The sequence below is a fragment of the Vibrio sp. 779(2023) genome (genome assembly GCF_033344285.1).
Taxonomy (GTDB): Bacteria; Pseudomonadota; Gammaproteobacteria; order Enterobacterales; family Vibrionaceae; genus Vibrio; species Vibrio alginolyticus.
Genome location: NZ_JAWPOM010000030.1, coordinates 1 through 23,990, shown reverse-complemented (window position 1 = coordinate 23,990; position 23,990 = coordinate 1). Strand labels below are relative to the sequence as shown.

At 45.1% G+C, this 23,990-nt stretch carries 23 protein-coding genes; 14 read left to right on the top strand and 9 right to left on the bottom strand.

The genetic code is table 11. From position 1 onward, the window contains the following. Positions 1 to 18: 18 nt before the first annotated feature. The 4 genes from tilS to R8O70_RS23045 all read left to right on the top strand — a co-directional run bounded on the left by tilS (position 19) and on the right by R8O70_RS23045 (position 3,225). A complete protein-coding gene (gene tilS, locus R8O70_RS23060; RefSeq protein ID WP_318184382.1) occupies positions 19 to 1,329 on the top strand; it encodes a tRNA lysidine(34) synthetase TilS in 1,311 nt (436 codons plus the stop codon). 70 nt (positions 1,330 to 1,399) lie between these two features. Continuing rightward, positions 1,400 to 1,714, top strand: coding sequence for a c-type cytochrome (locus R8O70_RS23055; RefSeq protein ID WP_017636043.1), 315 nt, complete (start codon positions 1,400 to 1,402; stop codon positions 1,712 to 1,714). 186 nt (positions 1,715 to 1,900) lie between these two features. Next, the gene (glnB, locus tag R8O70_RS23050; protein ID WP_005380372.1) at positions 1,901 to 2,239 is read left to right on the top strand and encodes a nitrogen regulatory protein P-II; all 339 of its coding nucleotides are present in this window, start codon (positions 1,901 to 1,903) and stop codon (positions 2,237 to 2,239) included. Positions 2,240 to 2,379: 140 nt separating this feature from the next. Then, on the top strand, positions 2,380 to 3,225 hold the full coding sequence (locus R8O70_RS23045) for an endonuclease/exonuclease/phosphatase family protein (RefSeq protein ID WP_033905505.1): 846 nt from the start codon (positions 2,380 to 2,382) through the stop codon (positions 3,223 to 3,225). Between the two features lies 1 nt (position 3,226). Here the strand turns inward: R8O70_RS23045 and R8O70_RS23040 are convergent, their stop codons facing one another. The 3 genes from R8O70_RS23040 to gloB form a co-directional block, all read right to left on the bottom strand. Then, complete coding sequence (locus R8O70_RS23040; RefSeq protein ID WP_033905504.1) at positions 3,227 to 3,913, bottom strand: YIP1 family protein; 687 nt, start codon at positions 3,911 to 3,913, stop codon at positions 3,227 to 3,229. Further along, entirely contained in the window at positions 3,910 to 5,493 is a 1,584-nt protein-coding gene (locus R8O70_RS23035) for a LysM peptidoglycan-binding domain-containing protein (RefSeq protein WP_005391819.1), read from the bottom strand. The genes R8O70_RS23040 and R8O70_RS23035 overlap by 4 nt, the downstream gene beginning before the upstream one ends. A gap of 254 nt (positions 5,494 to 5,747) precedes the next feature. After that, on the bottom strand, positions 5,748 to 6,506 hold the full coding sequence (gene gloB / locus R8O70_RS23030) for a hydroxyacylglutathione hydrolase (protein ID WP_005380380.1): 759 nt from the start codon (positions 6,504 to 6,506) through the stop codon (positions 5,748 to 5,750). A gap of 37 nt (positions 6,507 to 6,543) precedes the next feature. Between gloB and R8O70_RS23025 the strand changes: the two genes are divergently transcribed. Further along, positions 6,544 to 7,290 (top strand): class I SAM-dependent methyltransferase, encoded by a 747-nt coding sequence (locus R8O70_RS23025; RefSeq protein ID WP_017636046.1) that lies wholly within the window; start codon positions 6,544 to 6,546, stop codon positions 7,288 to 7,290. Here the strand turns inward: R8O70_RS23025 and rnhA are convergent. Continuing rightward, positions 7,287 to 7,751: a ribonuclease HI gene (gene rnhA, locus R8O70_RS23020; RefSeq protein WP_005380384.1), complete on the bottom strand. Its 465-nt coding sequence runs from the start codon at positions 7,749 to 7,751 to the stop codon at positions 7,287 to 7,289. The two genes, R8O70_RS23025 and rnhA, sit on opposite strands and share 4 nt — an antisense overlap. A gap of 59 nt (positions 7,752 to 7,810) precedes the next feature. Here rnhA and dnaQ point away from each other — a divergent pair, with 59 nt between their 5' ends. From dnaQ to R8O70_RS22995, 5 genes are all read left to right on the top strand, one after another. Further along, positions 7,811 to 8,533, top strand: a complete 723-nt coding sequence (gene dnaQ, locus R8O70_RS23015) for a DNA polymerase III subunit epsilon (RefSeq protein WP_005380385.1) — start codon at positions 7,811 to 7,813, stop codon at positions 8,531 to 8,533. An 8-nt stretch (positions 8,534 to 8,541) separates the two neighbouring features. Beyond that, positions 8,542 to 9,792: a TIGR03503 family protein gene (locus R8O70_RS23010; protein ID WP_258623497.1), complete on the top strand. Its 1,251-nt coding sequence runs from the start codon at positions 8,542 to 8,544 to the stop codon at positions 9,790 to 9,792. 203 nt (positions 9,793 to 9,995) lie between these two features. Then, the gene (locus R8O70_RS23005) at positions 9,996 to 10,553 is read left to right on the top strand and encodes a hypothetical protein (protein WP_258623495.1); all 558 of its coding nucleotides are present in this window, start codon (positions 9,996 to 9,998) and stop codon (positions 10,551 to 10,553) included. Between the two features lie 51 nt (positions 10,554 to 10,604). Further along, positions 10,605 to 10,997 (top strand): DUF1353 domain-containing protein, encoded by a 393-nt coding sequence (locus R8O70_RS23000; RefSeq protein WP_017633769.1) that lies wholly within the window; start codon positions 10,605 to 10,607, stop codon positions 10,995 to 10,997. Between the two features lie 84 nt (positions 10,998 to 11,081). After that, on the top strand, positions 11,082 to 11,492 hold the full coding sequence (locus R8O70_RS22995; RefSeq protein ID WP_005391824.1) for a GNAT family N-acetyltransferase: 411 nt from the start codon (positions 11,082 to 11,084) through the stop codon (positions 11,490 to 11,492). A gap of 73 nt (positions 11,493 to 11,565) precedes the next feature. Here the strand turns inward: R8O70_RS22995 and R8O70_RS22990 are convergent, their stop codons facing one another. Together R8O70_RS22990 and fadE are read right to left on the bottom strand one after the other, a co-directional pair. Next, positions 11,566 to 13,341 (bottom strand): SulP family inorganic anion transporter, encoded by a 1,776-nt coding sequence (locus R8O70_RS22990; RefSeq protein WP_258623493.1) that lies wholly within the window; start codon positions 13,339 to 13,341, stop codon positions 11,566 to 11,568. 202 nt (positions 13,342 to 13,543) lie between these two features. After that, positions 13,544 to 15,988, bottom strand: a complete 2,445-nt coding sequence (fadE, locus tag R8O70_RS22985) for an acyl-CoA dehydrogenase FadE (protein WP_238970038.1) — start codon at positions 15,986 to 15,988, stop codon at positions 13,544 to 13,546. Between the two features lie 376 nt (positions 15,989 to 16,364). Here fadE and lpcA point away from each other — a divergent pair, with 376 nt between their 5' ends. Beyond that, the gene (gene lpcA / locus R8O70_RS22980; RefSeq protein WP_005380392.1) at positions 16,365 to 16,940 is read left to right on the top strand and encodes a D-sedoheptulose 7-phosphate isomerase; all 576 of its coding nucleotides are present in this window, start codon (positions 16,365 to 16,367) and stop codon (positions 16,938 to 16,940) included. 50 nt (positions 16,941 to 16,990) lie between these two features. Beyond that, positions 16,991 to 17,836 (top strand): class II glutamine amidotransferase, encoded by an 846-nt coding sequence (locus R8O70_RS22975; RefSeq protein ID WP_005380394.1) that lies wholly within the window; start codon positions 16,991 to 16,993, stop codon positions 17,834 to 17,836. A gap of 390 nt (positions 17,837 to 18,226) precedes the next feature. Here the strand turns inward: R8O70_RS22975 and purN are convergent, their stop codons facing one another. Then, entirely contained in the window at positions 18,227 to 18,883 is a 657-nt protein-coding gene (gene purN, locus R8O70_RS22970; protein ID WP_213964439.1) for a phosphoribosylglycinamide formyltransferase, read from the bottom strand. A gap of 151 nt (positions 18,884 to 19,034) precedes the next feature. Continuing rightward, the gene (gene purM / locus R8O70_RS22965) at positions 19,035 to 20,075 is read right to left on the bottom strand and encodes a phosphoribosylformylglycinamidine cyclo-ligase (protein ID WP_005389861.1); all 1,041 of its coding nucleotides are present in this window, start codon (positions 20,073 to 20,075) and stop codon (positions 19,035 to 19,037) included. A gap of 179 nt (positions 20,076 to 20,254) precedes the next feature. Between purM and upp the strand changes: the two genes are divergently transcribed. Continuing rightward, positions 20,255 to 20,881 carry a uracil phosphoribosyltransferase gene (gene upp / locus R8O70_RS22960; RefSeq protein WP_005380401.1) on the top strand — a complete coding sequence of 209 codons (627 nt, stop codon included), beginning with the start codon at positions 20,255 to 20,257 and terminating at the stop codon, positions 20,879 to 20,881. Positions 20,882 to 20,997: 116 nt separating this feature from the next. Here upp and R8O70_RS22955 read toward each other — a convergent pair whose 3' ends face one another. Further along, complete coding sequence (locus tag R8O70_RS22955) at positions 20,998 to 22,251, bottom strand: uracil-xanthine permease family protein (RefSeq protein ID WP_005389855.1); 1,254 nt, start codon at positions 22,249 to 22,251, stop codon at positions 20,998 to 21,000. Between the two features lie 365 nt (positions 22,252 to 22,616). Here R8O70_RS22955 and R8O70_RS22950 point away from each other — a divergent pair, with 365 nt between their 5' ends. Next, positions 22,617 to 23,825: a DUF2066 domain-containing protein gene (locus R8O70_RS22950; protein WP_033907510.1), complete on the top strand. Its 1,209-nt coding sequence runs from the start codon at positions 22,617 to 22,619 to the stop codon at positions 23,823 to 23,825. The last annotated feature ends 165 nt before the right edge of the window (positions 23,826 to 23,990 follow it).

The window sequence follows — 23,990 nt, the reverse complement described above, 5'->3', positions numbered from 1 at the left end:
GTACCTATCGGATCGCTTATGGAATCGCTTTACCTGCATTTTGCTCAAGTTCTCGGCCGCTACTATCAATTAGGCACTAAGGTTGTCTTGGCGTTTAGCGGAGGAGTGGATTCACGTCTTTTACTCGAATTACTCAGTCGCTACCAACAAGCGCACTCTGTAGAGTGTCACGCTGTGTATGTGCACCATGGTTTAAGCTCGAATGCCGATAATTGGGCCGATAAATGCTTACTTTGGGCACAACAAGTGGGGATATCGTGCTCGGTCGAGCGAGTGAGCTTAGACATCAGCAATGGTGAAAGTATTGAACTTCTTGCTCGTGAAGCTCGCTACCAAGCCTTAACTAAGTACATTCAAGAAGGCGATATACTGTTGACTGGTCAACATGCCGACGATCAAATAGAGACTTTTCTCCTTGCTCTTAAGCGCGGTAGCGGGCCAAAAGGGTTATCTTCGATGGCGGAGAGTATGCCGTTTTCTTGCGGATCTCTAGTTCGACCATTGCTTACTATCAAGCGGAAGACCATCGAAGACGCCGCTACTAAATTAGGCTTGGAGTGGGTGGAAGACGAAAGCAATCAAGATACCCGTTATGATCGTAACTTTCTTCGTCATTGTGTTATTCCTGAATTGTCTGGTCGCTGGCCGAGTATCCATCAAGCGGTTCAGCGCAGTGCAAGTTTATGTGCTCAACAAGAAGCACTATTGGATGAACTATTGAGCACGGTGTTTGAACGCGCTTTACAAACGGATCTAAGTTTGAGTATTGAAGAACTGGCTAAGCACAGTGGATTAGCGCGTGCGCGCTTGATTCGTATGTGGCTAGCTAAGCTTAATACTAGTATGCCGACTCAGGTAAAACTCAATCTTATCTGGAATGAAGTGGCATTAGCTCAGCAAGATGCCAACCCCAAACTACAACTTAAACAAGGTGAAGTGCGCCGTTTTCGAAATTGTCTCTATTGGGTAAAGGAAACGGCTGATGTCACTAAGTGGCAAAGTACGATTCAAGTTGATGCGACTTTGTCGCTGCCTGAGGGACTCGGGGAGCTGACCTTAACGACGAGTTCTAGTAACGCAACGATTGCGCTACCGAGTCAGCCAGAATTGCTTCGCGTGACCTTCAATCCGGAAGGCTTATCAGCGCATCCAACCACGCGTAATCATAGTCGAAAACTGAAGAAGTTATTCCAAGAATACAATGTGCCAAGCTGGCTGCGTCGTCAAATTCCGATTTTAATGTACCAAGACCGAGTCGTTGCTGTGGCAGATCTGTTCGTTGATCAGGCGTTTAATGGTCAAGATTGTGAACTTATTTGGCGCAGGTAATGAAAATTCATGCCACAATGTCGATTATAAAATATAAAAATCCTTAAATAATAATTGATTAGGTGAAGCAATGAAGAAAACAATCATGGGTGCAATGGTGGCGTTAACCATGTTCAGTGGGCAGGCTCTAGCTGCGGGAGATGCTGCAGCAGGTCAAGCAAAGTCGGGAGTATGCGCGGCGTGTCATGGCGCTGATGGTATTGCTGTCATTCCGGGTTACCCAAATCTGAAAGGGCAAAATGAGCAATATATTATCAGTTCAATTAAAGCTTATAAAAACAAAGAGCGAACAGGTGGGCTTGCTGCTGTGATGCAAGCTCAAGCTTCATTGTTGTCTGATGAAGATATCGCTAACCTAGCGGCTTACTACGCAAGTTTGAAGTAAACGCGAGTCTGAAAAAGCTTGGACGATTGGGCATTGAGCAGTTCTCATTGGGTTTTATCAACTCACGATATTCGCTATGTTAATTTGCTCAGCCTGGATTTTCGCTGGTGGATCAGAGACAAACATTGAATGTTGCGAAACGCTAAACGATAATAAGCGCAATCGATTGAAGCTTAAGGGATGAACATGAAAAAAATTGAAGCGATTATCAAGCCATTTAAACTGGATGATGTTCGAGAAGCGCTAGCTGAAGTTGGCATTACAGGGATGACTGTCTCTGAAGTGAAAGGTTTTGGTCGCCAAAAAGGTCACACAGAGCTTTACCGTGGTGCAGAGTATATGGTGGACTTTCTACCTAAAGTGAAGCTCGAAATCGTTGTAACGGAAGATGTGGCTGATAAATGCGTAGAGACAATCATTGAAACCGCGCAAACTGGTAAGATTGGTGATGGTAAAATATTCGTCACTGATATTGAGCGTGTGGTTCGTATTCGTACTGGTGAAGAAGACGAAGACGCGATCTAAGGTTTCTTGTCACCTGTTTCGTATTTATTATGCTAAAAGGGAGCCAAGTGGCTCCTTTTTTGTTGTTTGCTTATTAGTGAAATCATTTAACCCGAGATTGGTTGTTCTAGATTTCGGGTGCCTACATTCAGGTTTGTCGTATGTTTAAGCGTTTTTTTCTGGCGTTAGCTTTTCTCGTAATGGCGGTATTGGTTGGCTTCCAGGTTATTTTCACCGTACCAGATCAGCCGCAAATTATTACTCAAACAGGTACCGAGCTGACACAAGATATCAGGTGCATCGAATTTAGCGATTCAAAAGCTCTCGATCATGACGGCAAAATCAATGTGCTTGTCTGGAATATCTACAAACAGAACCGGGCTAATTGGCAACGTGCACTCGATGAGTTTTCTGCTGATAAGCAGTTACTGTTATTGCAAGAAGCCAGCATGACACCATCATTTAAACAGTGGTTGGTGGATGGTCGCTGGGTTAGTAATCAAGTGAGTGCTTTTAAGGCGCTGGGTAGCGGTGCCGGTGTAATTAGTATTGCTCAAGGGCAACCAGAAAAAGCCTGCGCTTACACCTCTAAAGAGCCGTGGCTTCGCTTACCTAAGTCTGCATTATATAGCCAGTATCACTTGAGTAATGGCGAGAAACTCGCAGTGGTGAATGTACATGCGATTAACTTCACCGTGGGTACAAAAGAGTATGTATCTCAGTTAACGGCGCTTGAAATGCTTTTAAAGCATCATGTGGGGCCAATTCTATTTGCTGGAGACTTCAATAGCTGGAGTGAATCTCGCGTTAATGCGATGAGGCAGGCCTTAAAGGCTGCGGACTTACAAGAGGTGACGTTCTTGCCGGATCATCGAGTCCAATTTATAACAGGGTTACCACTGGACCATGTGTTTTACCGAGGTCTGACGCTTAAGTACGCAAAAGCGCCGCAGAGCGACGCTTCCGATCATAACCCATTGTTATTGTCATTTACGTTAAATGACTAGCTTAGGTTACCACAATATAAAGTGCCCAAATAACGTAGAAGAATACCCATGGCAGGCTTGCAATCACCAAAGCTTGGCCACGTTCAAACTCCGTCCACGTCAGTACAACGCCGTAGCCGAGCACAATGTACCAAGGCAGAAGCAAAGGTAACGAGCTAGCGAAATGAGACCATTCGTTAGTAAGAGGCAGCTTTAATAGACCATTGAGGCTATTTAAATCGGCAGCGTAAGTCATTACCTGACCATGCTTGAGTAGCAAGCTCGCGTAGCTTGCTACATCGCCCAATACTGCTGGGAATAAGATAGCACACGATGCGGCAAACCATTTCCAGTAACCGTATTGTTGTTTGCTTGCCTTTGTTGCAAGAAAGAACCAAAGCGCGAGCAATATTAAGGTGGCAAAGCGGTTGAATACATCATTGATGATCGCGCTTGCCATTAGCGTGTTTGGTTCTAATAGTTCTATCTGCTTCGGGTCGATTTGCTGAAATTGCGCAGCAAGTTGATCACTGAGCCACGTGAAATCGACATTCGAAAAGTAAGCACCCCAGAATAAAAACGGACTAAGCATCAGGAAGATGAACGGTTGCCATCCCCATCCGCCGCGTTGATAAAGCGCGAGAAAACAAGATGTTGGAGAACGAAAAATGTCCAACAGCATCACAAGTGGATTGCTTGATGGGTTCATACACTTACCTTCGTTACGTCAACGTACAACTTAAGCTTTTGACCTGGTTGTAAGTATTTTTTCTTGTGTAGCGAGTTCCATTTCACGATGTCGTTCGTTTTTACTTTGAACTTGCTTGCAATGCCGCTAATGGTGTCGCCAGAGCGAACGTTGTAGAAAACGGTACGGATCACAGAACCTTTGTCTGAGTCCTTCCATATCACTAGCTTTTGACCCACACGCAATGGATCTTTAGGGCTCATACCATTCCATTTAGCTAACGATTTATACGACACTTTATTGTTACGTGCGATTGACCACAAACTTTCTCCAGACTGAACGACATGGGTGAGCTTGAGTTGACCACGAGCACGAGATTGAGTCTTGTTTAATCGGTTTTGTGCCGTTAATGCGTATTTTGCATCGTCTTTTGTTGATGTCGGAATCAACAGGTATTGACCAATACGAATATTGTTATTCGATAGGCCGTTGGCACGTCGAATGACTTTCGTGGTTGTGCCGTATTTATTAGCTAGCACGCTTAAAGAGTCACCAGATTTCACCTTGTAGCGAGCGACCTTCATCCCTTTACCGCGATTTTTCTCCACCTTGGTGAGAAAAGTCTCTTTTTTCTCTACGGGAATCAAAAGTTGGTGCGGCCCCTCAGGCGCTGTCGACCACTGGTTGTATGCTGGGTTGTAACTCTGCAACTCTTTTACGCTAATGCCGGCATAATCTGCGGCAATAGCCAGATCTAACTGCTCTTCTGGATCAACAAGCGTTAGAACAGGCTTGTTTGGAATTGCAGGAATATTAAGTCCGTACTTGTCTTGGTTTGCGATAACGTCAGCCAAGGCCAATAGCTTAGGAACGTAACTGCTGGTCTCTTTTGGTAAGTCTAATGAGAAGAAATCGATAGGTTTACCGAGCTTTTTATTCTTACGAATTGCGCTAGAAACTCGGCCTCCACCGCTGTTATAAGCGGCGATTGCATGTTCCCAGTTACCATCAAAACGCTCGTTTAGTTGTACTAGGTAGTCCAGCGCTGCATCCGTTGCTGCTGCCACATCTCTGCGACCGTCATACCAGTAGTTTTGCTCTAATCCCATCATTTTTCCGGTGCCTGGGACAAATTGCCACAACCCAGCCGCGCTACCATGTGAGTAGGCAAAGGCATCGAATGAACTTTCCACTACAGGAAGTAATGCAAGCTCCATTGGGAGTCCGCGCTCTTCGATACGTTTTGTGATCATGTATAGAAAAGGAGTCGCACGCTTAGATACCGTGTAAAGGTGATTTGGGTGCTTTAAATACCACGTACGGTAGTAGTCCACTTTCTTGTGGTTTGGGATATCCATGTCCAGCTGCATGGCGATACGTTGCCACACATCTTCTTGTTCTTGGGGGGAGAGAACTTTAGGCGCGTCGTTAGCGGATTTTTTTGCTAGTGACGATTTATTGCCCGGTTGAGCTTTTACTGCATTTTGCTTTGCAGTCTGCTCAGATTTATTGGTTTCTGGTGTAGAAGACGTTGAATCTGACTGAGTCAATTGACAGCCAGATAATAACAACGCCAACGCCCAAGTATACTTCAAACGCATGGATTCAGCCTATTTAGGGCCTGTTTATCTTCACCTGCCTGTCGCGCAACGTAATGTGCGTGGCAGTCGCAAGATAATAGACATCTTTTAAACACTAACTAATTTATAGAGGCAAAGAGCTTCTAATTATGCAATGGGGAGAAATTCAAATAGATTTATATCAACCCCAAACGTAAGAGAAGCGCCAGTGGCGCTTCTCGAAAAATCAGTCCCTGATAATACTGGGGTCTTGCAAACTTACAAGCAGAAAATGGTTAAAATTCGTTCTTCCACTCGCGTAAAGCAGTAAAAACCGAGCATGGATCGCTATTTTTAATGCGACTAGCAACAGATTGAACCACGTCAGGGTTAGAGGTTCGCAAGAACGGATTAATCCACTTTTCTTTGCGTATTGTTGTTGGAAGTGTCGGAATGTTGAGTGCTCGCAGTCGGTTTACATCGTCGCGATATTGGCGAAGTTGCTCATTGTCAGGTTCAACCGCTAGAGCAAACGCCACGTTACTCGCCGTGTATTCATGTGCGCAGAAGACTTGAGTTTCTTCTGGTAGAGACGTTAGTTTGCTCAGTGATTCAAACATTTGCTCAGGCGTACCTTCAAAAATACGACCGCAGCCAGCAGAAAAGAGCACATCACCGCAAAACAGTTTTCCGTCTCCAACGTAACCGATATGGCCCAAAGTATGACCGGGTAACCCAAGTACTAAGAAAATCTCACCAAACAACTCTAGCTTGTCGCCTTCTTCCATTGGTGTCGTTAGGGTTGGAATTGGCTCTGATTTTGGGCCCACAACGGCGACGTTAGGAAATGCACGCACTAAGTCTGGAACGCCACCAATGTGATCGTTGTGGTGGTGCGTAATTAAAATCGCTTCTAAAGTTAATTCGTTAGCCTGCAGAAATTCTAATACTGGCTTCGCATCGCCCGGATCAACGACTGCGCAGCGCTTATCGCTATTTTGTATCAGCCAGATGTAATTATCATTAAATGCGGGTATGCTTTTGATCTCTAACACGATTCGTTCTCCGTCACCCATTTTAGTCAGGTGGTTAATGAAACCAGCACTCAGCAACAAAACTATACCACACCCGTCGACTTGGTCAGCAATGAACAACGGTCCGTGGGTGCTTGAGTCAATCCAGACCCGACTTGATGAATGGTGCCCGAAACTCTTCGGCTACCATATGCTCAAACTGGGCGGGTTGAGCTGTGAGCTAACCAGCTGTAATTGTAACATTCAACACCAAGTCAACGTAGATATCCAGAACCCGTTGCATAATGTGATTGCGGATGGTTACGAATTACCCTTTTTGGAAAAAAGCTTTGATGTTGTGATACTCGCTCATCAGCTCGACTATGCAAGCGATCCACACCGTTTGTTGCGTGAAGTCGATAGAGTGATGATGGATGATGGCTATGTAATTATTACTGGATTCAACCCATTAAGCTTGACTGGATTAGCGAGTTTGCTTCCATGGCGTAAACATAATTTGCCTTGGAGTGGACGAATGTTTACGTCAAACCGCATCAAAGACTGGTTAGGGTTACTTAATTATCAAGTGATTCATTGTGATCGTTATGCGCTGTTTCCGATGAAACGTTACCGTACGATGTGGACATGGTTGGAAAATAGTCTTGGTGATTGGGCATCACCCGCTGGGAGTTTGTATTACATAGTCGCGCGGAAACGGACATACCCTCTCAAGCCTATCAAACCGCATTGGCGCTTGAAGAAAAAGCTCACACCACTTGGGGTGATGAATCGAGAGGGTAACACTATGAGGAAAGAATCTCGCTAAGAGGGTTGGTAACCTGTATCTTCCTCAGTTGGGTTTTCTGCAGCAGTCCGGGCTAGCTCATCACACATTTCGTTCTCACGATGGCCTGCGTGGCCTTTTACCCAATGCCATTCAACTTGATGGCGTGCGGTTTCTTTGTCTAGAGCTTGCCATAAATCGGCATTCTTCACGGGTTTTTTATCCGCTGTTTTCCAACCACGCTTCTTCCAGTTATGGATCCACTGAGTAATACCTTGGCGCACATATTGGCTGTCAGTCGTTAAAGTGACTTTGCAAGGTTGTTTTAACGTCTGCAGCGCGACGACAGCCGCCAACATTTCCATGCGGTTGTTGGTAGTTAACGTATAGCCTTTGGAAAGTGTCTTTTCTACGTCTTTGTAACGCAATACTATGCCGTAACCACCTGGTCCTGGGTTACCTAAACAAGAACCGTCAGTGAAAATCTCAACGTGTTTGGTCATATTTTTTGGTACTATTAGCCGAAACATTTAATAAAGCATAGTCTGACATACATAACCTTATGAATACCAGCAGCAATTCTGAATATAACCGCATTGTCGTTCTCGATACCGAAACCACAGGTATGAACCGCGAGGGTGGTCCTCACTACATGGGACACCGCATTATTGAAATCGGTGCCGTGGAGATCATCAACCGTAAGCTGACTGGTCGTCACTTCCACGTTTATTTAAAACCCGATCGTGAAATCCAACCAGAAGCGGTTGAAGTTCACGGTATTACGGATGAATTCTTGGTTGATAAACCGGAATACGCGAGCGTGCACCAAGAGTTTCTTGAGTTTATTAAAGGCGCAGAACTTGTTGCCCACAACGCGCCCTTCGATACCGGATTTATGGATTACGAGTTTGGCATGCTCGATCCTAACATCGGCAAAACGGACGACTACTGTAAGGTGACCGATACCCTTGCTATGGCGAAGAAAATCTTCCCTGGTAAGCGAAACAACCTTGATATCTTATGTGAACGTTACGGTATTGATAACTCGCACCGTACTCTCCACGGAGCTTTGCTCGATGCGGAGATTCTAGCCGACGTTTACCTCTTTATGACGGGTGGTCAAACGAGTCTAGAATTTAACGCGAATAAACAAGAGGGTGGAGTAGAAACCATTCGTCGTATTGAAGGAAGAAAAGCGCTAAAGGTTTTGCGCGCAAGTGCCGATGAACTAGAAGCTCACCAAAAAAGATTAGAGTTGGTGAACGACTGTATTTGGCATCAATAGGAGAAGCTATGTTGAGGGCTTTGTTGGTCGCGTTTTTAGCGATATGGAGTAGTCTCTCGAGTGCTGCGAGTGAATCTACAATGTCTTTGTTAGACAATCGCTTTCGAGTTGATCCAACCATCGAGCAGATCACGTTTTTGGTTTATCGTGAGCAAAGTTCTCAGCCAGTTGTTTTAGTCCGTCCTGACGGTAAAAAATACTATGCCTGGGGCTCTTACGACAATGTACGTTGGTATCAAGAAGCCTCACTCGATATTATTTCCGTTGATAGCCCGATGCCAGGTCCATGGCAGGCTGTGGGGAAAGTTACGCCTAAAAATAACATCCGCTTAATTTCTCACCTAAAGCTCAGTACGGAACTGTTCCCAAACCGATTATATAATGGGGAAGCGCTTAAGTTTACAGCTCGCCTGACCTCCGACGGCAAACCTCTTGTATTGCGCGACTTCCTTGATCGCGTGAATCTGCGCGTGACATTTACCAAGTTTGTCGAAAATGAAGATGAGCTGATCAAAGAAGCACGTCCAGTGCCGATGGTTGTGGGTGAGTTTTCTGATGACGGCCGAGGCTTGGATGAAAAAGCAGGGGATGGTGTGTTTACGGTTCAGCTCCCAATAGACGTTGAGCCTGGTAAGTACCGCGCGCGCATCACGTCTGGCAATGGCGTATTCTTACGAGCGCAAGAACAAGTCATCTTGGTTTATCCGAACCCAATCTCTCGTACTTTTATTCAGGCTCGTAATCCCGATAAGCCACACCAATTAGTGGTGAGTGGCGAGCAAGGTATGATTGCACCAGGCTCTATTGCAGTCACAGTGAAAAAGGACGCTCCCGATGGTTTCATTAGTTACAGCCAAGGACAGGTCTCTAAAGATGGAATGAGAGTTACGTTGAACCTCAATAACGATGCTGAGCTTGGTAAGTACGCATGGCGCGGCGAGATCTTTGCCACTGATTTTGCAACCCAGCGCTCGTTGGTGTTTCCTATCCCAGAGCAAACCTTCAGTGTTGTTGATGAAGTTGATCTAGAAGCTGCTCGAATTGCAAAAGAAGCTGAATTAGCCGAACAGCGCCGTATTGAAATGGAAAAGCAAATTATCGCTGAGCGAGAGGCTGAGCGTAAGCGCAGCATGATTATTATCGCGGTGGGTAACGTGATAATGCTGCTGATTGTGATCATTGCATGGATAGTCTGGCGCAAAATTAAAGCGAAGCGCGATGCCATGCCAGAGATGCAGTTAGAAGTGCCAAAGAAATAGTAGTAACACATAAAGCGAGAAACGGAGCCAATCGGCTCCGTTTTTTTCAGTTTAAGTTTGAAACAGAATTTGATATTTCTCATGGTCATTAATCATTTTATTTTAAAGTAACACCATGATTTAACGTTGATTAATCATAATAAAGCTCGCATGATACTCTTTACGTTTCGACTTGATTTTAGTGCGTATAGACGGAGTGAGTTATGACAATTGGAGAGTTAGGACTAGAACATTTACCACGACAAAAGGCCTTGGTTGAGTCAGCTTATGATGCCTTTTATTCTGAAAAAGACGTTGTTGCCGCGGTATTGCTTGGCTCCTTGTCATCAGGACAAGGTGACCGTATTTCGGACGCTGATGTTGTTGTATTTACTCAAAACAACTTCCATAAAGCCTCAGAGCCTTGCTTTACCCAGTTTGAAGCTAATAAAGACATTTTTTATCGCCTTGAGGGAGAGCACAACGAAAATGCGTGTTTCAAAAAATACATTTTTAATGACCTAACCAGTGCAGAGATTCATTGTTTAGATCTCTGTGACCCCTTCAAAATTTCTAAGCCATTTAAGACTTTATTTGATAAAGCTGATGTGATTGCGGGCATGGTTACTGATGAACCTGCGCCAAAGCATGAAGATTTCCCAGTTTATACCAGTGGTGATCAAGGCCTGATCTGGGAACTCTTTGATTGTATTAAGTGGTTGAGCAGAGATAACCATGAGCTTGCTAAGTCCTACTTGAAAAAACTCTCTGAGAAACTCTAATTTGAGAGTCATCTCCGTTCCTCCCACTGAAGTTAGTTAGGCGGTTAGGTTATGAAATACAAAAAGCGTCAGAAGTATAAATACACTCTCCATTCTGAAGAAAAGATTGAGACTCACATTTCAGTGAGTAACGCGTATGACAGCCCTTTTCTTAGTTTGTCCAAACAAGGCGTGTTAACGATTAAAAAGGGCTATGCATGGGATGGAGCGAGTGGGCCAGCGTTAGACACAAAAAACATTATGAAAGCTTCTTTAGTGCATGATGCTCTTTACCAACTCATGAGGGAAGAGGTGTTGCCACAAAGTGCTCGAAAGCATGCGGATACGTTGTTGAGAGAAACATGTTTAGAAAAAGGAATGTCTAGCTTCAGAGCAACTTATATCTATTATGGCGTCAGAGTTGTCGGTGGCTTCTTTTCTAGACCCGATACTTTGTGTGCTTAATGGGAACATCTTTCCAACGTTTAACTGTTTATTTATACAGTTTAGTTATGTAAGCTCCAAGGTGATACAAAGGAGTAGTACATAATGACAATAAGATATGAAGAGCATGTGCCAAGCCCGAAAGAATACTGTGATATGCGTATCAAAGCCGGGCTATCACCCAAATCGTTGAAAGCTGCTGAAATTGGCCTACCCAATTCGTTATATGGCGTATCTGTTCGGGATGAAGGAAAGCTCATTGCAATGGGTCGTGTTGTTGGTGACGGGGCGTGTAACTTCGAAATTGTCGACGTTGCCGTTGACTCTGATTATCAAGGTAACGGTTTAGGTAGAAAAGTCATGGAATACATCGACGGTTATCTTTCTTCTGTTGCACTTGAAGGCTCTTACGTTTCTATGATTGCTGATGAACCGGTCTTTTACGAAAAGCTTGGTTATAGGCTGGTGGCTCCTAAAAGCCAAGGGATGACAAAAAAGTTTAAGCCAAAGGCATAACACGTATTCAGCTGTGAAGATAAGCACTAGAAAACAGGAGTTTAATTTCCTGTCTTCTATATTAAATTTCTATTTAAGCCACTTCTGGAATTGGTTTGGGTGGCTGCTCTAAATCAGGCTCTTTTTGAACAGTAGGAATTTGTCCCTCACCCACAGCACTGATGTAACAGCCACTAAGTTTAATGGCAAGGTACATATCAGCTCGCAGTAAGATGCCTCCTTCACTGATGCTGATACCAGTAAGCTCACACCATTGACGAAGACGTCGTTTCCTTCCTGCGAGGATTAAGCGTACGCCTCTCTTTTTCAAAGTATTGTGAATATCTGCCAGTGTTGCCATCACACTGAGATCCAAGTGAGTAAAGCTCGACACGGCGTCGATGACAACGCAACTTGCGTCTTTGTGATGCTCTGCCTGCTCTAACACTCTACGTTTAAAGTAAGGAGCATTGAAGTAAGTTAGCGGTGAGTTAAAGCGGTAAATCACCATTCCAGGAATAGGCGAAGCTTTTCCTGAGTCGTCGATGGTCCGAATGGTGCCTTTTTCATCCAAGCCAAGTAGCTGATCACTCGGCCGCATGACAATACGTAAAAATTGAAACAGCCCTAGCAATACCGCCAAAGTGATCCCCGGTATTACACCCACGATCAACACAGAAATAAAAGTAATGATGGCCAGATAAAATGCATCTTTGTCACGAGATTTTAATTTCCAAATTGCTTTAAGATCGAGCAGCGATAGGGACGCAATGATCAATACAACACCAAGTGAAGCGATAGGGATGAACTGTAAAGGCTCGTAAATAAATACCGCAATAATGGCAATGGTGATTGCAGCGACAATCGAAACTAATTGAGATTTACCACCATTTGCATCATTGACGGCTGTGCGTGAGTCAGCGCCGCTTATCGCGAAACCTTGCGAAAACGCTGAGGCAATGTTGGCAAAACCCAACGCCTGAAACTCTTTATTAGCATCAATATCATAACCGTTTTTAGCAGCGAAACTGCGGGCGGTGAGCATCATGCTAACAAAACTGACAATCGCAAGGTTGAGCGCCGGGACCACTAGTTCACGGACTTCACCTAGCTCAAACTCCGGTGTTTGAAACTGAGGGAAGCCACCTTGAGTGAGTCCGACAACCGATACGCCCATCTCTTGTAAATGGAAAAACCAAACTGACGCAGTAGTTACGAGGATCGCCAGCATGGCAGCAGGCCAAGTTGGTCGGTAGCGTTTGGTGAGCAAATAAACGACAACCGTCACGATACTCAGAGTTACAGTAGGCCAATGAAGCTCGGTTAGTCGTTGTGGAGCTTCCCATAAACGTTCCAGTAAATAACGTTGCTCGTATTTCAAACCGACTACTTTCGCAAACTGACCAACGATAATTGTGAGAGCAACACCGTTGAGTAGACCCAAAAGAATCGGACGAGAAAGGAAATCTGCAAACACCCCTAGCTTGAAACGACTTGCCAGTACACACCAAATCCCCGTCATCGCTGTCATGGTCATAACCAACTGCCAATGTTTTGTGGGGTCACCTGCGGCAAGTGGTGTCACAACAGCAGCGATCACTGCACAGGTTGCTGCATCGGGTCCGACAATGAGTTGCCGAGATGTGCCCATCATGGCGTAAACCAACATTGGCAGTACACACGAATACAGACCGACAATTGCGGATACACCAGTTAACTGTGCATAAGCTATGGCAACTGGCAGTGCAACCGCGACAACAGAAAAGGCGGCTCTAAAGTCGTTAACAAACCATTCTTTTTGATAATGCTTAAGCTGAACAAGCCCTGGGAACCACTGTGCGAGTAATATTTTAGCCAACGGATTTACCATATATGTGAGTGAGTTACTTAAAGTATACACCGCTTAGTTGGAACGTCTGTGAGTTAGTTATCACTGGAAATCGGGGGAAAGATTGGAGTGCGAGGATTTTATTGCGCAGGGGGGCTTTGTAGTGTGAGGTGTTATGAATCCGATTCTGGAAGCAATAAAAAACGGGAGCTGATACTCCCGTTTGTGGTCTCAGATTCTAGAGTTACGCGACACTATCCATCTGAGGGTATAGCGGCTTTGCGGCAAGCAGTTCCGGCTCAAAATCGTCAACGTTGATTGTATCTAGACGATGCTGTTCCGCTTCTCTGAGTAGATCGGCTTCTTCTTGCGTGATAAAGCCTTGCTCTAGCCCTTCCTGAGCAATCATATCCAAACGTAAGAATGGGCGACGCTTACCTTGCGCTTTACATACTTTGTCAAACACAGGTTCAGCTTGAAGAATGACTGACAGCGCAAGCTCAATCTTACCTGCTGCGTTGTGCTCGGTTGGTTCAAGGTATTGACCGCGACCAATGCGTGAGCGCGTTGCACTTGGCGTTTGTAGAATGCGCGCCACTTTACTGTCTAGTTTATCGCTTGGCGCTTTGCGTACACGACCGAATGGCATGATTAACACGCGCAGTGCACGACCAATCACTTTGTTCGGGAAGTTTGCTAAGAATTCGTCTACCGCCACTTCCGCTTGTTTCAAACTGTCTTGTAGACCCCAGTGTACTAATGGTAAATCTTCGACTGGGCGGCTATCTTGCTCAAAACGTTTCAACGTCGCAGAGCTTAAATATAGCTGGCTTAGAATGTCACCAAGACGCGCTGATAGACGCTCTTTACGCTTCAAAGAGCCACCTAGCACTGCCATTGAGATATCCGATAGCAGAGCAAGGTTTGCACTGTAACGGTTCAATTGTTGGTAGTAACGCTTGGTTGCATCCCTGGTTGGTGATGAAGAGCCCAGACCGTCGCTCAAACCAAACCAGATACTGCGCACTAGGTTACTCATTGTAAAGCTCACGTGACCAGCAAGCGCTTTATCAAATTTCTCGACAGCATTACTTGCTTCAGAATACGCCGCGTTCATTTCTTCAAGAACGTACGGATGGCAACGGATTGCGCCTTGGCCAAAGATGATCATTGAGCGTGTTAGAATGTTAGCACCCTCAACCGTTACTGCGATTGGCGCACCTTGGTAACCACGAGCTAGGAAGTTAGAAGGTCCCATACAGATACCTTTACCGCCTACGATGTCCATTGCATCGATGATGCTTTGCTGGCCGCGGTGCGTACAGTGATACTTCACGATAGCTGAGATAACTGAAGGTTTTTCACCTAAGTCGATACCCGCAACGGTTAAGTTGCTTGCTGCATCCATCACGTAAGCATTACCACCCAAGCGTGCTAATGGTTCTTCAACTCCTTCCATATGGCCGATCGGCTGTTTGAACTGACGGCGAATACGTGAGTAAGCACCGGTTGCCATTGCCGCAGTTTTGATGCCACCTGTTGAGTTTGAAGGTAGCGTGATACCACGTCCAACCGACAGACACTCAACCAGCATACGCCAACCTTGGCCCGCCATTTTTTCACCACCGATAATGAAATCGATAGGAACAAAGATGTCTTTACCGCGCGTTGGACCATTTTGGAATGGTACATTGAGCGGGAAGTGTCGGTTACCAATCTCAACACCTTTGACATCAGTTGGGATAAGCGCACAAGTGATGCCAAGATCTTCTTTGTCGCCTAGCAAACCTTCAGGATCGCGAAGTTTAAATGCTAAGCCTAGTACCGTTGCGACTGGCGCTAGGGTGATGTAGCGCTTGTTCCAAGTCAGGCGCATACCCAGTACTTCTTTTCCTTCCCATTCGCCTTTACAGACCACACCGTAATCTGGAATAGATCCAGCGTCAGAACCCGCTTCTGGACTTGTTAGGGCGAAACAAGGGATTTCCTTACCTTCAGCTAGACGCGGTAAGTAATGATTTTTTTGATCTTCAGTACCGTAGTGTTGCAGTAGCTCACCTGGGCCCAAAGAGTTAGGAACACCAACGGTAGACGATAGAACGCCAGAAACACCCGTTAGTTTTTGTAGCACCAAAGATTGCGCGTATGCTGAGAATTCCAGACCACCGTACTTTTTCTTAATGATCATGGCGAAGAACTTATGATCTTTCAGGTATTGCCAAACTTCTGGCGGTAAGTCCGCGAGTTCATGGGTCACTTGGAAATCACTCACCATGGCGCACACTTCATTCACAGGGCCGTCTAAAAAGGCTTGTTCTTCCGCACTTAACTTAGGTGCTTGAATTGCGTGTAGCTTTTGCCACTCTGGTTTGCCTTTAAATAGTTCGGCTTCCCACCAGACGGTACCTGCGTCTAACGCTTCTTTTTCGGTTTGAGACATAGCTGGCAGCACTTTCTTGAAAAGCACTAACGCTTTGCGGCTAATTAAAGACTGACGTACGCCAGGAACCGCGAGCACAGCTGCGGCGAGAACGTAAATAGCCCAACCAATAACGCCGACAGTACCAGCTACTGTAAGAGCCAGCATGGCTGCGGTGAGTAAGCTAATAGATTTCACGAGAGACATGCGGTGGTAGAGCGTAATGCCTAGCACGATCGCCATCGTGATGATTGAGAGCAAGATGTCCATATGTATTTTCCTTTTCAGACTTTATAAGTTTTGTACGTCTGTATGTTAGGTAAGAGGTCTAACCAGTTGGTTTAAGTGTAATCAAAATATTAAGGAAATGTAAAACATAAGATTGGATAAAAAGTGATCTAAGTAGAGTTAAAATTCTAAAGTTGAGATTTGAGTGATGGTTTCATGAGCAAGTTGACAAGTTTATTACCATCACTAATCTAAATCTGTTGGTTCACTATCGACACTAATTCTCGTTTGTGGGTAAACTCAGAGTAATCAAACCCGAGTTCAGGTTTATGAAATGTCCGATACCAAATTGGTATCAGAACAATTTGCTCAGTGAGTCAAGAGCTGACTGAAGCCGAAATAATAAAGAGAACGTCTTATGTACCATGATCTGATTAGAAGTGAATTAAACGAAGCTGCTGAAGTGCTCAACAAATTTTTAAGCGATGACCATAACATTGCGCAAATCGAAGCAGCGGCGAAAATGATTGCTGACTCATTCAAGCAAGATGGTAAAGTATTGTCATGTGGTAACGGTGGTTCTCACTGTGATTCAATGCACTTTGCCGAAGAGCTAACAGGCCGTTACCGAGAAAATCGTCCTGGCTATGCTGGTATTGCTATTTCAGATCCAAGCCACCTTTCTTGTGTGAGTAATGACTTTGGTTATGACTTCGTGTTTTCACGTTATGTAGAAGCGGTTGGTCGAAAAGGTGACGTACTGTTTGGTCTGTCGACTTCAGGTAACTCAGGTAACATCCTGAAAGCGATAGAAGCAGCACAAGCGAAAGGCATGAAGACGATTGCGCTAACAGGTAAAGATGGCGGCAAAATGGCAGGCCTTGCAGATATTGAAATCCGCGTGCCACACTTTGGTTATGCAGACCGCATTCAGGAAATTCATATTAAGATTATTCATATCATCATTCAGTTGATCGAAAAAGAGATGGAATAATCGTTTACGGCCACCGTTTCGAGCTGTGTTGTTAGGGAGTTTTTTAAACCATGTGTGAATTGCTCGGTATGAGCGCTAATGTTCCAACGGATATTTGTTTCAGTTTTACTGGGCTCATGCAGCGTGGAGGTCGAACCGGCCCACACCGTGACGGATGGGGGATCACCTTCTACGAAGGGAAGGGCTTTCGAACCTTCAAAGATCCCAAGCCAAGTTGTGAGTCTAAAATTGCAGAGTTGGTACAAAATTATCCCATCAAAAGTCGTGCGGTCGTTAGTCATATCCGACAGGCGAATCGTGGTGGTGTTAATTTAGAAAATACTCATCCCTTTACACGTGAGCTGTGGGGTAGGTATTGGACGTTTGCGCATAACGGTCAGCTCTCTGGCTATCAAGACTTGCATACAGGTCGACATCGACCTGTCGGTGAAACAGATAGTGAACTGGCATTTTGCTGGTTATTGAAGCAAATGGAAGATCGATATCCTGAGCCACCAAAGGATATGGAGTCGGTATTCTTATATGTTGCTAAATGTTGTGATGAGCTAAGAGAGAAGGGTGTATTTAACATGCTTCTGAGTGATGGTGAGTATGTAATGACGTATTGCACCAATCATTTGTATTGGATCACAAGACGCGCACCGTTTGGAAAAGCTGCTTTGCTTGATGAAGATGTGGAAATTAACTTCCAAGAAGAAACCACGCCACATGACATCGTTTCTGTGATCGCAACTCAACCTTTGACGGGCAACGAAGCTTGGCAGCGTATGAAACCTGGCGAATACGGCTTGTTTCACCTAGGTGAACTAGTCAAAAATAATGCCTCTGAACTGGTAAATGTGCCGTTTGCGGCGGCTAAGCCGGGCAATCAAGCGCCAACCGAACCGTTAGAGTGATGGTCTCTTACTCTGAATATAAAAATAAAGCTCGCTTAATCGCGAGCTTTATTTTTATGCGTTTTAAACCGAGGGCGGATACGGATGAGCATTCTTACTTTCTAGAGTGCTGGTAGTAGAGTCCTAGTCTCGCTAAGGCTTGCTGTAAAGACGTAACTGATAGAAATTTCTCATAAAACACCTCGTCAGTCTGAACGGTGAAGAACGAACCAGATTCAGAATCTACTTTCCGAGTGTTATGTTACTCAAGTGGTTATGGGATTTTTTAGAATGTTGGGTTTTAGGTTTTTAGTCTCACCATGGTTTTCTTGAATCAAGTTTATAAGTATTGAAAACACAAAAGAGCAGCCCTCAGGCTGCTCTTTTGTGTTTGGAGTTCCGTTTTCAGGGCTACTCATCGGAGGCGTACCCATGTACGCCAAGCTCTTTGCCATCTAAATAGGCTTTACCATCCTTCATGATCAACCGCTCGTCTACCAGCCACTTTGCCACCATAGGGTAGATTCGGTGCTCCTGCGCCTGAACACGTGCCGCAAGTACACTAGCATCATCGTCTTCGAACACAGGAACTTTTGCTTGCAGTATGACAGGGCCACCATCAAGCTCTTCCGTTACAAAGTGCACACTAGTACCATGTTCTTTGTCGCTAGCATCAATTGCTCTCTGGTGTGTGTGTAGCCCAGGATATTTTGGTAGAAGAGAAGGGTGGATATTGATCATCTTACCCATGTAATGAGAAACAAATGCGCTGCTCAGAATGCGCATGTAACCAGCAAGAATAATCACGTCTGGTTGGTATTCATCTATTTGACTCATTAGCTCTGCATCAAAGCTTTCACGCGAGCTGAATGCTTTAGGGTCGACAAAGTGACCGTCCACATCAAACTTTTTTGCACGTTCTAAACCAAAAGCATCTGCTTTGTTAGAGAACACGGCTGCCACTCGTGCGTTTGGCATGCTGTCTTCGCAAGCTTCCAAGATAGCTTGCAGGTTACTTCCGTTACCCGAGATGAGGACCACAATGTTTTTTAGGGTATGGTTTTTCATGATGTCGAGAGCGCCTTGGTATTGTAGGTTGGAGTTATGTAGCTTCTAAACTACCTACTAATAGAATGGTTTTTAGTGTTCTAGATAGCAAAATGAGGACCTAGTCATCTAGTGTCCTCATTCTTCTTATCTTTTGAGCTCGATTTGCAAATTATTGGATTTCAACTTGCTCTTCGTTCGCGTCTGCTTGTGCGATTTGACCAATCACCCACGCGTTTTCGCCTTCTTCTTTAAGAAGAGCAACTGCTGCATCTGCCTGGTCTTTCGGTAGTGCGACGATTAGACCTACACCACAGTTGAATGTGCGGTACATTTCGTGTGTATCGACGTTGCCTTTCTCTTGTAGCCACTTGAAGATAACTGGCCATTCCCAACTGTTACCATCGATAACTGCTTTCGTGCCTTCAGGCAGTACGCGTGGGATGTTTTCCCAGAAACCACCACCAGTGATATGAGAAATCGCATGGATGTCGTGTTTCTCAATCATCTTAAGTGCTGACTTGATGTAAATTTTTGTTGGTTCTAGTAGGTGCTCACCAATAGTGCGGCCTGCTAGCTCTTCGCTCTTATCTGCACCAGATACTTCTAGGATCTTACGGATAAGGGAGTAACCGTTTGAGTGTGGGCCGCTTGAGCCAACAGCGATAAGTGCATCACCAGCAGCGACTTTCGTGCCGTCAATCACGTCTTCTTTTTCTACTACGCCAACACAGAAACCAGCTACGTCGTAGTCTTCGCCTTCATACATGCCCGGCATCTCCGCAGTTTCGCCACCAATTAGGGCACAACCTGCTTGAACACACCCTTCTGCGATACCTGAAACAACATCCGCTGCGGTATCAACGTCTAGTTTGCCTGTTGCGTAGTAATCTAGGAAAAACAGTGGCTCTGCGCCTTGCACGATAAGATCATTTACACACATTGCCACTAGGTCGATGCCAATCGTGTCGTGCTTGTTCATATCCAGTGCTAGGCGAAGTTTTGTGCCAACGCCATCAGTACCAGAAACCAGTACAGGTTGTTTGTATTTAGTTGGCAATTCGCATAGCGCGCCAAAACCACCGATACCACCCATAACTTCAGGGCGACGAGTGCGTTTTACCGCACCCTTAATACGATCCACAAGCGCGTTGCCTGCATCAATATCTACACCAGCGTCTTTATAGCTAAGAGAAGAGTTGTTACCACTCACAGGGAAGTCCTCGGTATTAAGTTGGATATGAAAACGGCGCTATTCTAACAGTGCTTAAACATAGATAGCAAACGTTTGCGTCTGTTTTTTTCTTTAGTGATTTATCCTGATATCCCTGTGAAAATCATGTATAATCTGAAGGTTTGTTTAAATATTGCCAACTATAGCCGGAGATGGACATGAAAGTTGTTGAAGTAAAGCACCCTCTAGTAAAACATAAAATTGGTCTAATGAGAGAAGGTGACATCAGCACAAAACGTTTTCGTGAGTTAGCGACTGAGGTCGGTAGCCTACTTACTTACGAAGCAACGTCAGACTTTGAAACAGAAAAAGTGACCATTGATGGTTGGAACGGTCCGGTAGAAGTAGACCAGATTAAAGGTAAAAAAGTAACCGTAGTGCCAATCCTACGTGCAGGTCTAGGCATGATGGATGGAGTTCTTGAGCACATGCCAAGCGCACGTATCAGTGTTGTGGGTATTTACCGTGATGAAGAAACGCTTGAGCCAGTTCCTTACTTCAACAAGCTTGCTTCAAACATCGAGGAGCGTATTGCGCTTGTTGTTGACCCAATGCTTGCAACAGGTGGTTCTATGATTGCTACTATCGATCTCCTAAAAGAGAAAGGTTGTAACCAAATCAAAGTGCTGGTACTTGTTGCTGCACCAGAAGGTATTGAAGCGCTAGAAAAAGCACACCCAGATGTTGAGCTATACACTGCGGCAATCGATGAGAAGCTTAATGACAAAGGCTACATCGTTCCGGGTCTAGGCGATGCAGGTGATAAGATCTTCGGTACTAAGTAATTCTTTGATGTATTACTATGACTGAACAGAAAAAGGCTTGGTGAAAACCAAGCCTTTTTTGTATCTACAAGAGGAGAAGAGTAAGACACGCCACCTAATAAAGCGGCGCAAACGAACTATTTCGCGCTTTCTTCTTCCATTTGTGCGTTATCCACAACGTGGTTTTCACCTAAATCGTTTGGTAGCACAAGGTTAAGAATAATTGCCACGATACCGCATAGGCTCACACCCTGTAGACTGAACTCACCAATACCGAAAGCCATACCACCAATACCAAACACAAGTGTTACGGCAACAATCACTAGGTTACGAGACTTATGCAAATCAACGTTATTCTTGATCAGTGTGTTGAGGCCTACCGTTGCGATGGAGCCGAACAGCAGAATCATGATGCCGCCCATGACAGGAACTGGAATCGTTTGAAGAACCGCACCTAGCTTACCTACCAATGCAAGTACGATTGCGGTGATTGCTGCCCAAGTCATGATCACAGGGTTAAATGCTTTGGTTAGCATTACCGCTCCTGTTACTTCACTGTAAGTGGTGTTTGGTGGAGCACCCACCATCGAAGCTGCGATAGTTGCCACCCCGTCACCTGCGATTGTGCGATGAAGGCCTGGTTTTTTCAGGTAGTTTTTACCTGTAACGTTTGAGATGGCAAGCATGTCACCTACGTGCTCAACCGCAGGTGCGATAGCGACAGGAATCATGAACAAAATTGCGTTGATATTGAACTCTGGCGCGGTGAAGTTTGGCATGGCTAGCCAAGCCGCTTGTTCTACGGGAGTGAAATCAACCACCCCGTAGAATAGAGAAACAGAGTAACCAGCAAGAATACCACCAACAATAGGAACGAGCTTCAAAAAGCCTTTTGCAAAAACGCTGAGTACAATGGTTGTGAGCAGTGAGACCGCCGAGATAATGATCGCAGCATCACCATTAACTAGCTGTGCAGCTCCATCACCAGTTTTACCTACCGCCATGTTCACTGCTGTTGGGGCAAGGCCAAGGCCGATAACCATGATCACAGGGCCAACGACAACGGGCGGGAGAATTTTATGGATAAATCCAACACCACGCACTTTGATCATCGCCCCTAGAGCCACATAAACTAAGCCAGCTGCCATCAAGCCGCCCATCGTTGCACCGATACCCCAAGTTTGGATACCGAACATAATAGGAGCAATAAACGCAAAAGAAGAGGCAAGGAAGATGGGAACAGAACGTTTAGTCATTAATTGGAAGAGGAGGGTACCGACACCGGCACCAAAGAGGGCTACGTTTGGATCAAGGCCAGTTAGGAGCGGCACAAGCACCAAAGCACCAAAAGCGACAAAGAGCATTTGAGCGCCTTGTAACGCGTTTTTCATAATAATTCCCTATTTTCAAGATACGCAGACAAATCCGGCGAATACTATCATCCTGCAATCGTTTGCAATGTTGCATAGATCAAACTTTCGATTGAATTTTTCCCATAAATAGCACTTTTGAGAGTTGCTTGCTTGCAAATTGTCCTCTTTTACGTGCCTTGCGTGAAGATGAAAAATGGACAGCCTAACTTGTTGAGATAGCTTAATAAGCAATGAGTTTATTATAAAAAATAGCACTGAAGTGCTGGTTGAGGCCCGAGTTAACAAAGCTGGTCATAATACAGACAATTTACTCAGTACTTGCCTTGCTCAAGATTTGATAGTTGCTTATTATTCGGGTTCTTGTTCAGAGGATTATAAAAACTATGCGCTATTTAGCTCTCTTACTGATAGGTTGGTTGTCCCTACCAGTATATGCATTAACTCAGGTGGATATCTATCGTGCCGAAGTGGTTATCGACAGTGAGCAGAACGACGGTGAGTCTTTGGCTCGTCAACAAGGTATGCAGGATGTGATTGTTCGAGCGACCGGTTCTCAATCCTCTTTAAGCAATCCAGTGATTAAAAAGGCACTTAGCTCAAGTGCGCGTTACATTTCTCAACTAAGCTATGGGCAGGTTGATGGAAAAGCGAGCTTAAAAATGTTGTTTAACAACGACCAAATCAGCTCTCTTTTAACACAAGCACAATTGCCATCTTGGTCGCCAAATCGTGCCAATATTTTAGTTTGGATGGTTGAAGAACAGGGTTACGATCGTAACATTGCGTGGGAGCATTCTGAATCTTCAAATGTTGCAGCACTTCGTAGCGCAGCGAAATTAAGAGGCCTACCAATCACTATCCCGGTTGGGGATTTTGATGATGTAACCGGTGTTAATGTCTCTGATCTTTGGGGCGGCTTTATTGAGCCAATTGGTCAAGCCAGCCAGCGCTACCCAGCTGACGCCGTTTTGGTTGTACGGGCTCAAGGTGAACAAATTCGTTGGACACTCTACGACCAGTCGCCAACGAGAATTGTAGAGGCGCAACGTTCTCCGCGTAGCGGGTCTGCATCAGGTGCTAATGCTATTGCAGAAATGGTGGATGGCATCGCAGACTACTATGCAAGTAAGAGTGCAGTTGTGGTTTCAGGAAAGTCTTCAAAAGCGCTAGCAGTGAAAGTCCTTAATGTAACCTCTGCCACGGACTTCTTCCGTTTAGAGAATGCGCTAAAACAACTTAATTCGGTTGCGGGTACAGAGATTAAGCGTGTTCAAGGGGACGAGTTAACGCTCAACATCCACCTTTTGGCATCACAACAAGCTTTTGAGAAAGAAGCTTCTTCTATTTCTCAATTAATGGTTTTTGAAGATCCTTTAGGTGAAGTTGATGCCCCAGCTTCAACTCAAGAAGAAGAGCCATTGGTTCAGAGTAATGAAGCAAAAGACGCCGCGACGCCAAAAGAAGCGCAGCCTGAAGTACCAGTAAATGTTGTGGCAGAAGCAAGTGACGAAACACAACCAACTCAGCCGATGATTGTGGAGCCTGTCCGAGAACAGTATGACTTGATCTACGAGTGGCGCTCGGCATCGTAATCTCCTTGGTAGCGTTCCAGGCGTGAAACGCAAGGATCAAACACCAATGTGGTAAGCATAAAAAAGAGTCGCAATAGCGACTCTTTTTGTTTTCAGCCCTAAACCACCTACTTCAGTAGGTGGTTATCATCCGTTTCGGCTTTGCCTGTAAAACTACTCATGCTA

Excerpts from the sequence above, each read along its gene's own strand:
- R8O70_RS23055 (WP_017636043.1), top strand. The coding sequence starts at position 1,400 with ATGAAGAAAACAATCATGGGTGCAATGGTGGCGTTAACCATGTTCAGT.
- R8O70_RS22995 (WP_005391824.1), top strand. The coding sequence starts at position 11,082 with ATGACAATAAGATATGAAGAGCATGTGCCAAGCCCGAAAGAATACTGT.
- R8O70_RS23045 (WP_033905505.1), top strand. The coding sequence starts at position 2,380 with ATGTTTAAGCGTTTTTTTCTGGCGTTAGCTTTTCTCGTAATGGCGGTA.
- R8O70_RS22990 (WP_258623493.1), bottom strand. The coding sequence starts at position 13,341 with ATGGTAAATCCGTTGGCTAAAATATTACTCGCACAGTGGTTCCCAGGG.
- rnhA (WP_005380384.1), bottom strand. The coding sequence starts at position 7,751 with ATGACCAAACACGTTGAGATTTTCACTGACGGTTCTTGTTTAGGTAAC.
- upp (WP_005380401.1), top strand. The coding sequence starts at position 20,255 with ATGAAAGTTGTTGAAGTAAAGCACCCTCTAGTAAAACATAAAATTGGT.
- purN (WP_213964439.1), bottom strand. The coding sequence starts at position 18,883 with ATGAAAAACCATACCCTAAAAAACATTGTGGTCCTCATCTCGGGTAAC.
- tilS (WP_318184382.1), top strand. The coding sequence starts at position 19 with ATGGAATCGCTTTACCTGCATTTTGCTCAAGTTCTCGGCCGCTACTAT.
- R8O70_RS23025 (WP_017636046.1), top strand. The coding sequence starts at position 6,544 with ATGAAACCAGCACTCAGCAACAAAACTATACCACACCCGTCGACTTGG.
- R8O70_RS23040 (WP_033905504.1), bottom strand. The coding sequence starts at position 3,913 with ATGAACCCATCAAGCAATCCACTTGTGATGCTGTTGGACATTTTTCGT.
- glnB (WP_005380372.1), top strand. The coding sequence starts at position 1,901 with ATGAAAAAAATTGAAGCGATTATCAAGCCATTTAAACTGGATGATGTT.
- fadE (WP_238970038.1), bottom strand. The coding sequence starts at position 15,988 with ATGGACATCTTGCTCTCAATCATCACGATGGCGATCGTGCTAGGCATT.
- R8O70_RS22950 (WP_033907510.1), top strand. The coding sequence starts at position 22,617 with ATGCGCTATTTAGCTCTCTTACTGATAGGTTGGTTGTCCCTACCAGTA.
- lpcA (WP_005380392.1), top strand. The coding sequence starts at position 16,365 with ATGTACCATGATCTGATTAGAAGTGAATTAAACGAAGCTGCTGAAGTG.
- R8O70_RS22955 (WP_005389855.1), bottom strand. The coding sequence starts at position 22,251 with ATGAAAAACGCGTTACAAGGCGCTCAAATGCTCTTTGTCGCTTTTGGT.
- R8O70_RS22975 (WP_005380394.1), top strand. The coding sequence starts at position 16,991 with ATGTGTGAATTGCTCGGTATGAGCGCTAATGTTCCAACGGATATTTGT.
- R8O70_RS23010 (WP_258623497.1), top strand. The coding sequence starts at position 8,542 with ATGTTGAGGGCTTTGTTGGTCGCGTTTTTAGCGATATGGAGTAGTCTC.
- dnaQ (WP_005380385.1), top strand. The coding sequence starts at position 7,811 with ATGAATACCAGCAGCAATTCTGAATATAACCGCATTGTCGTTCTCGAT.
- R8O70_RS23005 (WP_258623495.1), top strand. The coding sequence starts at position 9,996 with ATGACAATTGGAGAGTTAGGACTAGAACATTTACCACGACAAAAGGCC.
- R8O70_RS23035 (WP_005391819.1), bottom strand. The coding sequence starts at position 5,493 with ATGCGTTTGAAGTATACTTGGGCGTTGGCGTTGTTATTATCTGGCTGT.
- R8O70_RS23000 (WP_017633769.1), top strand. The coding sequence starts at position 10,605 with ATGAAATACAAAAAGCGTCAGAAGTATAAATACACTCTCCATTCTGAA.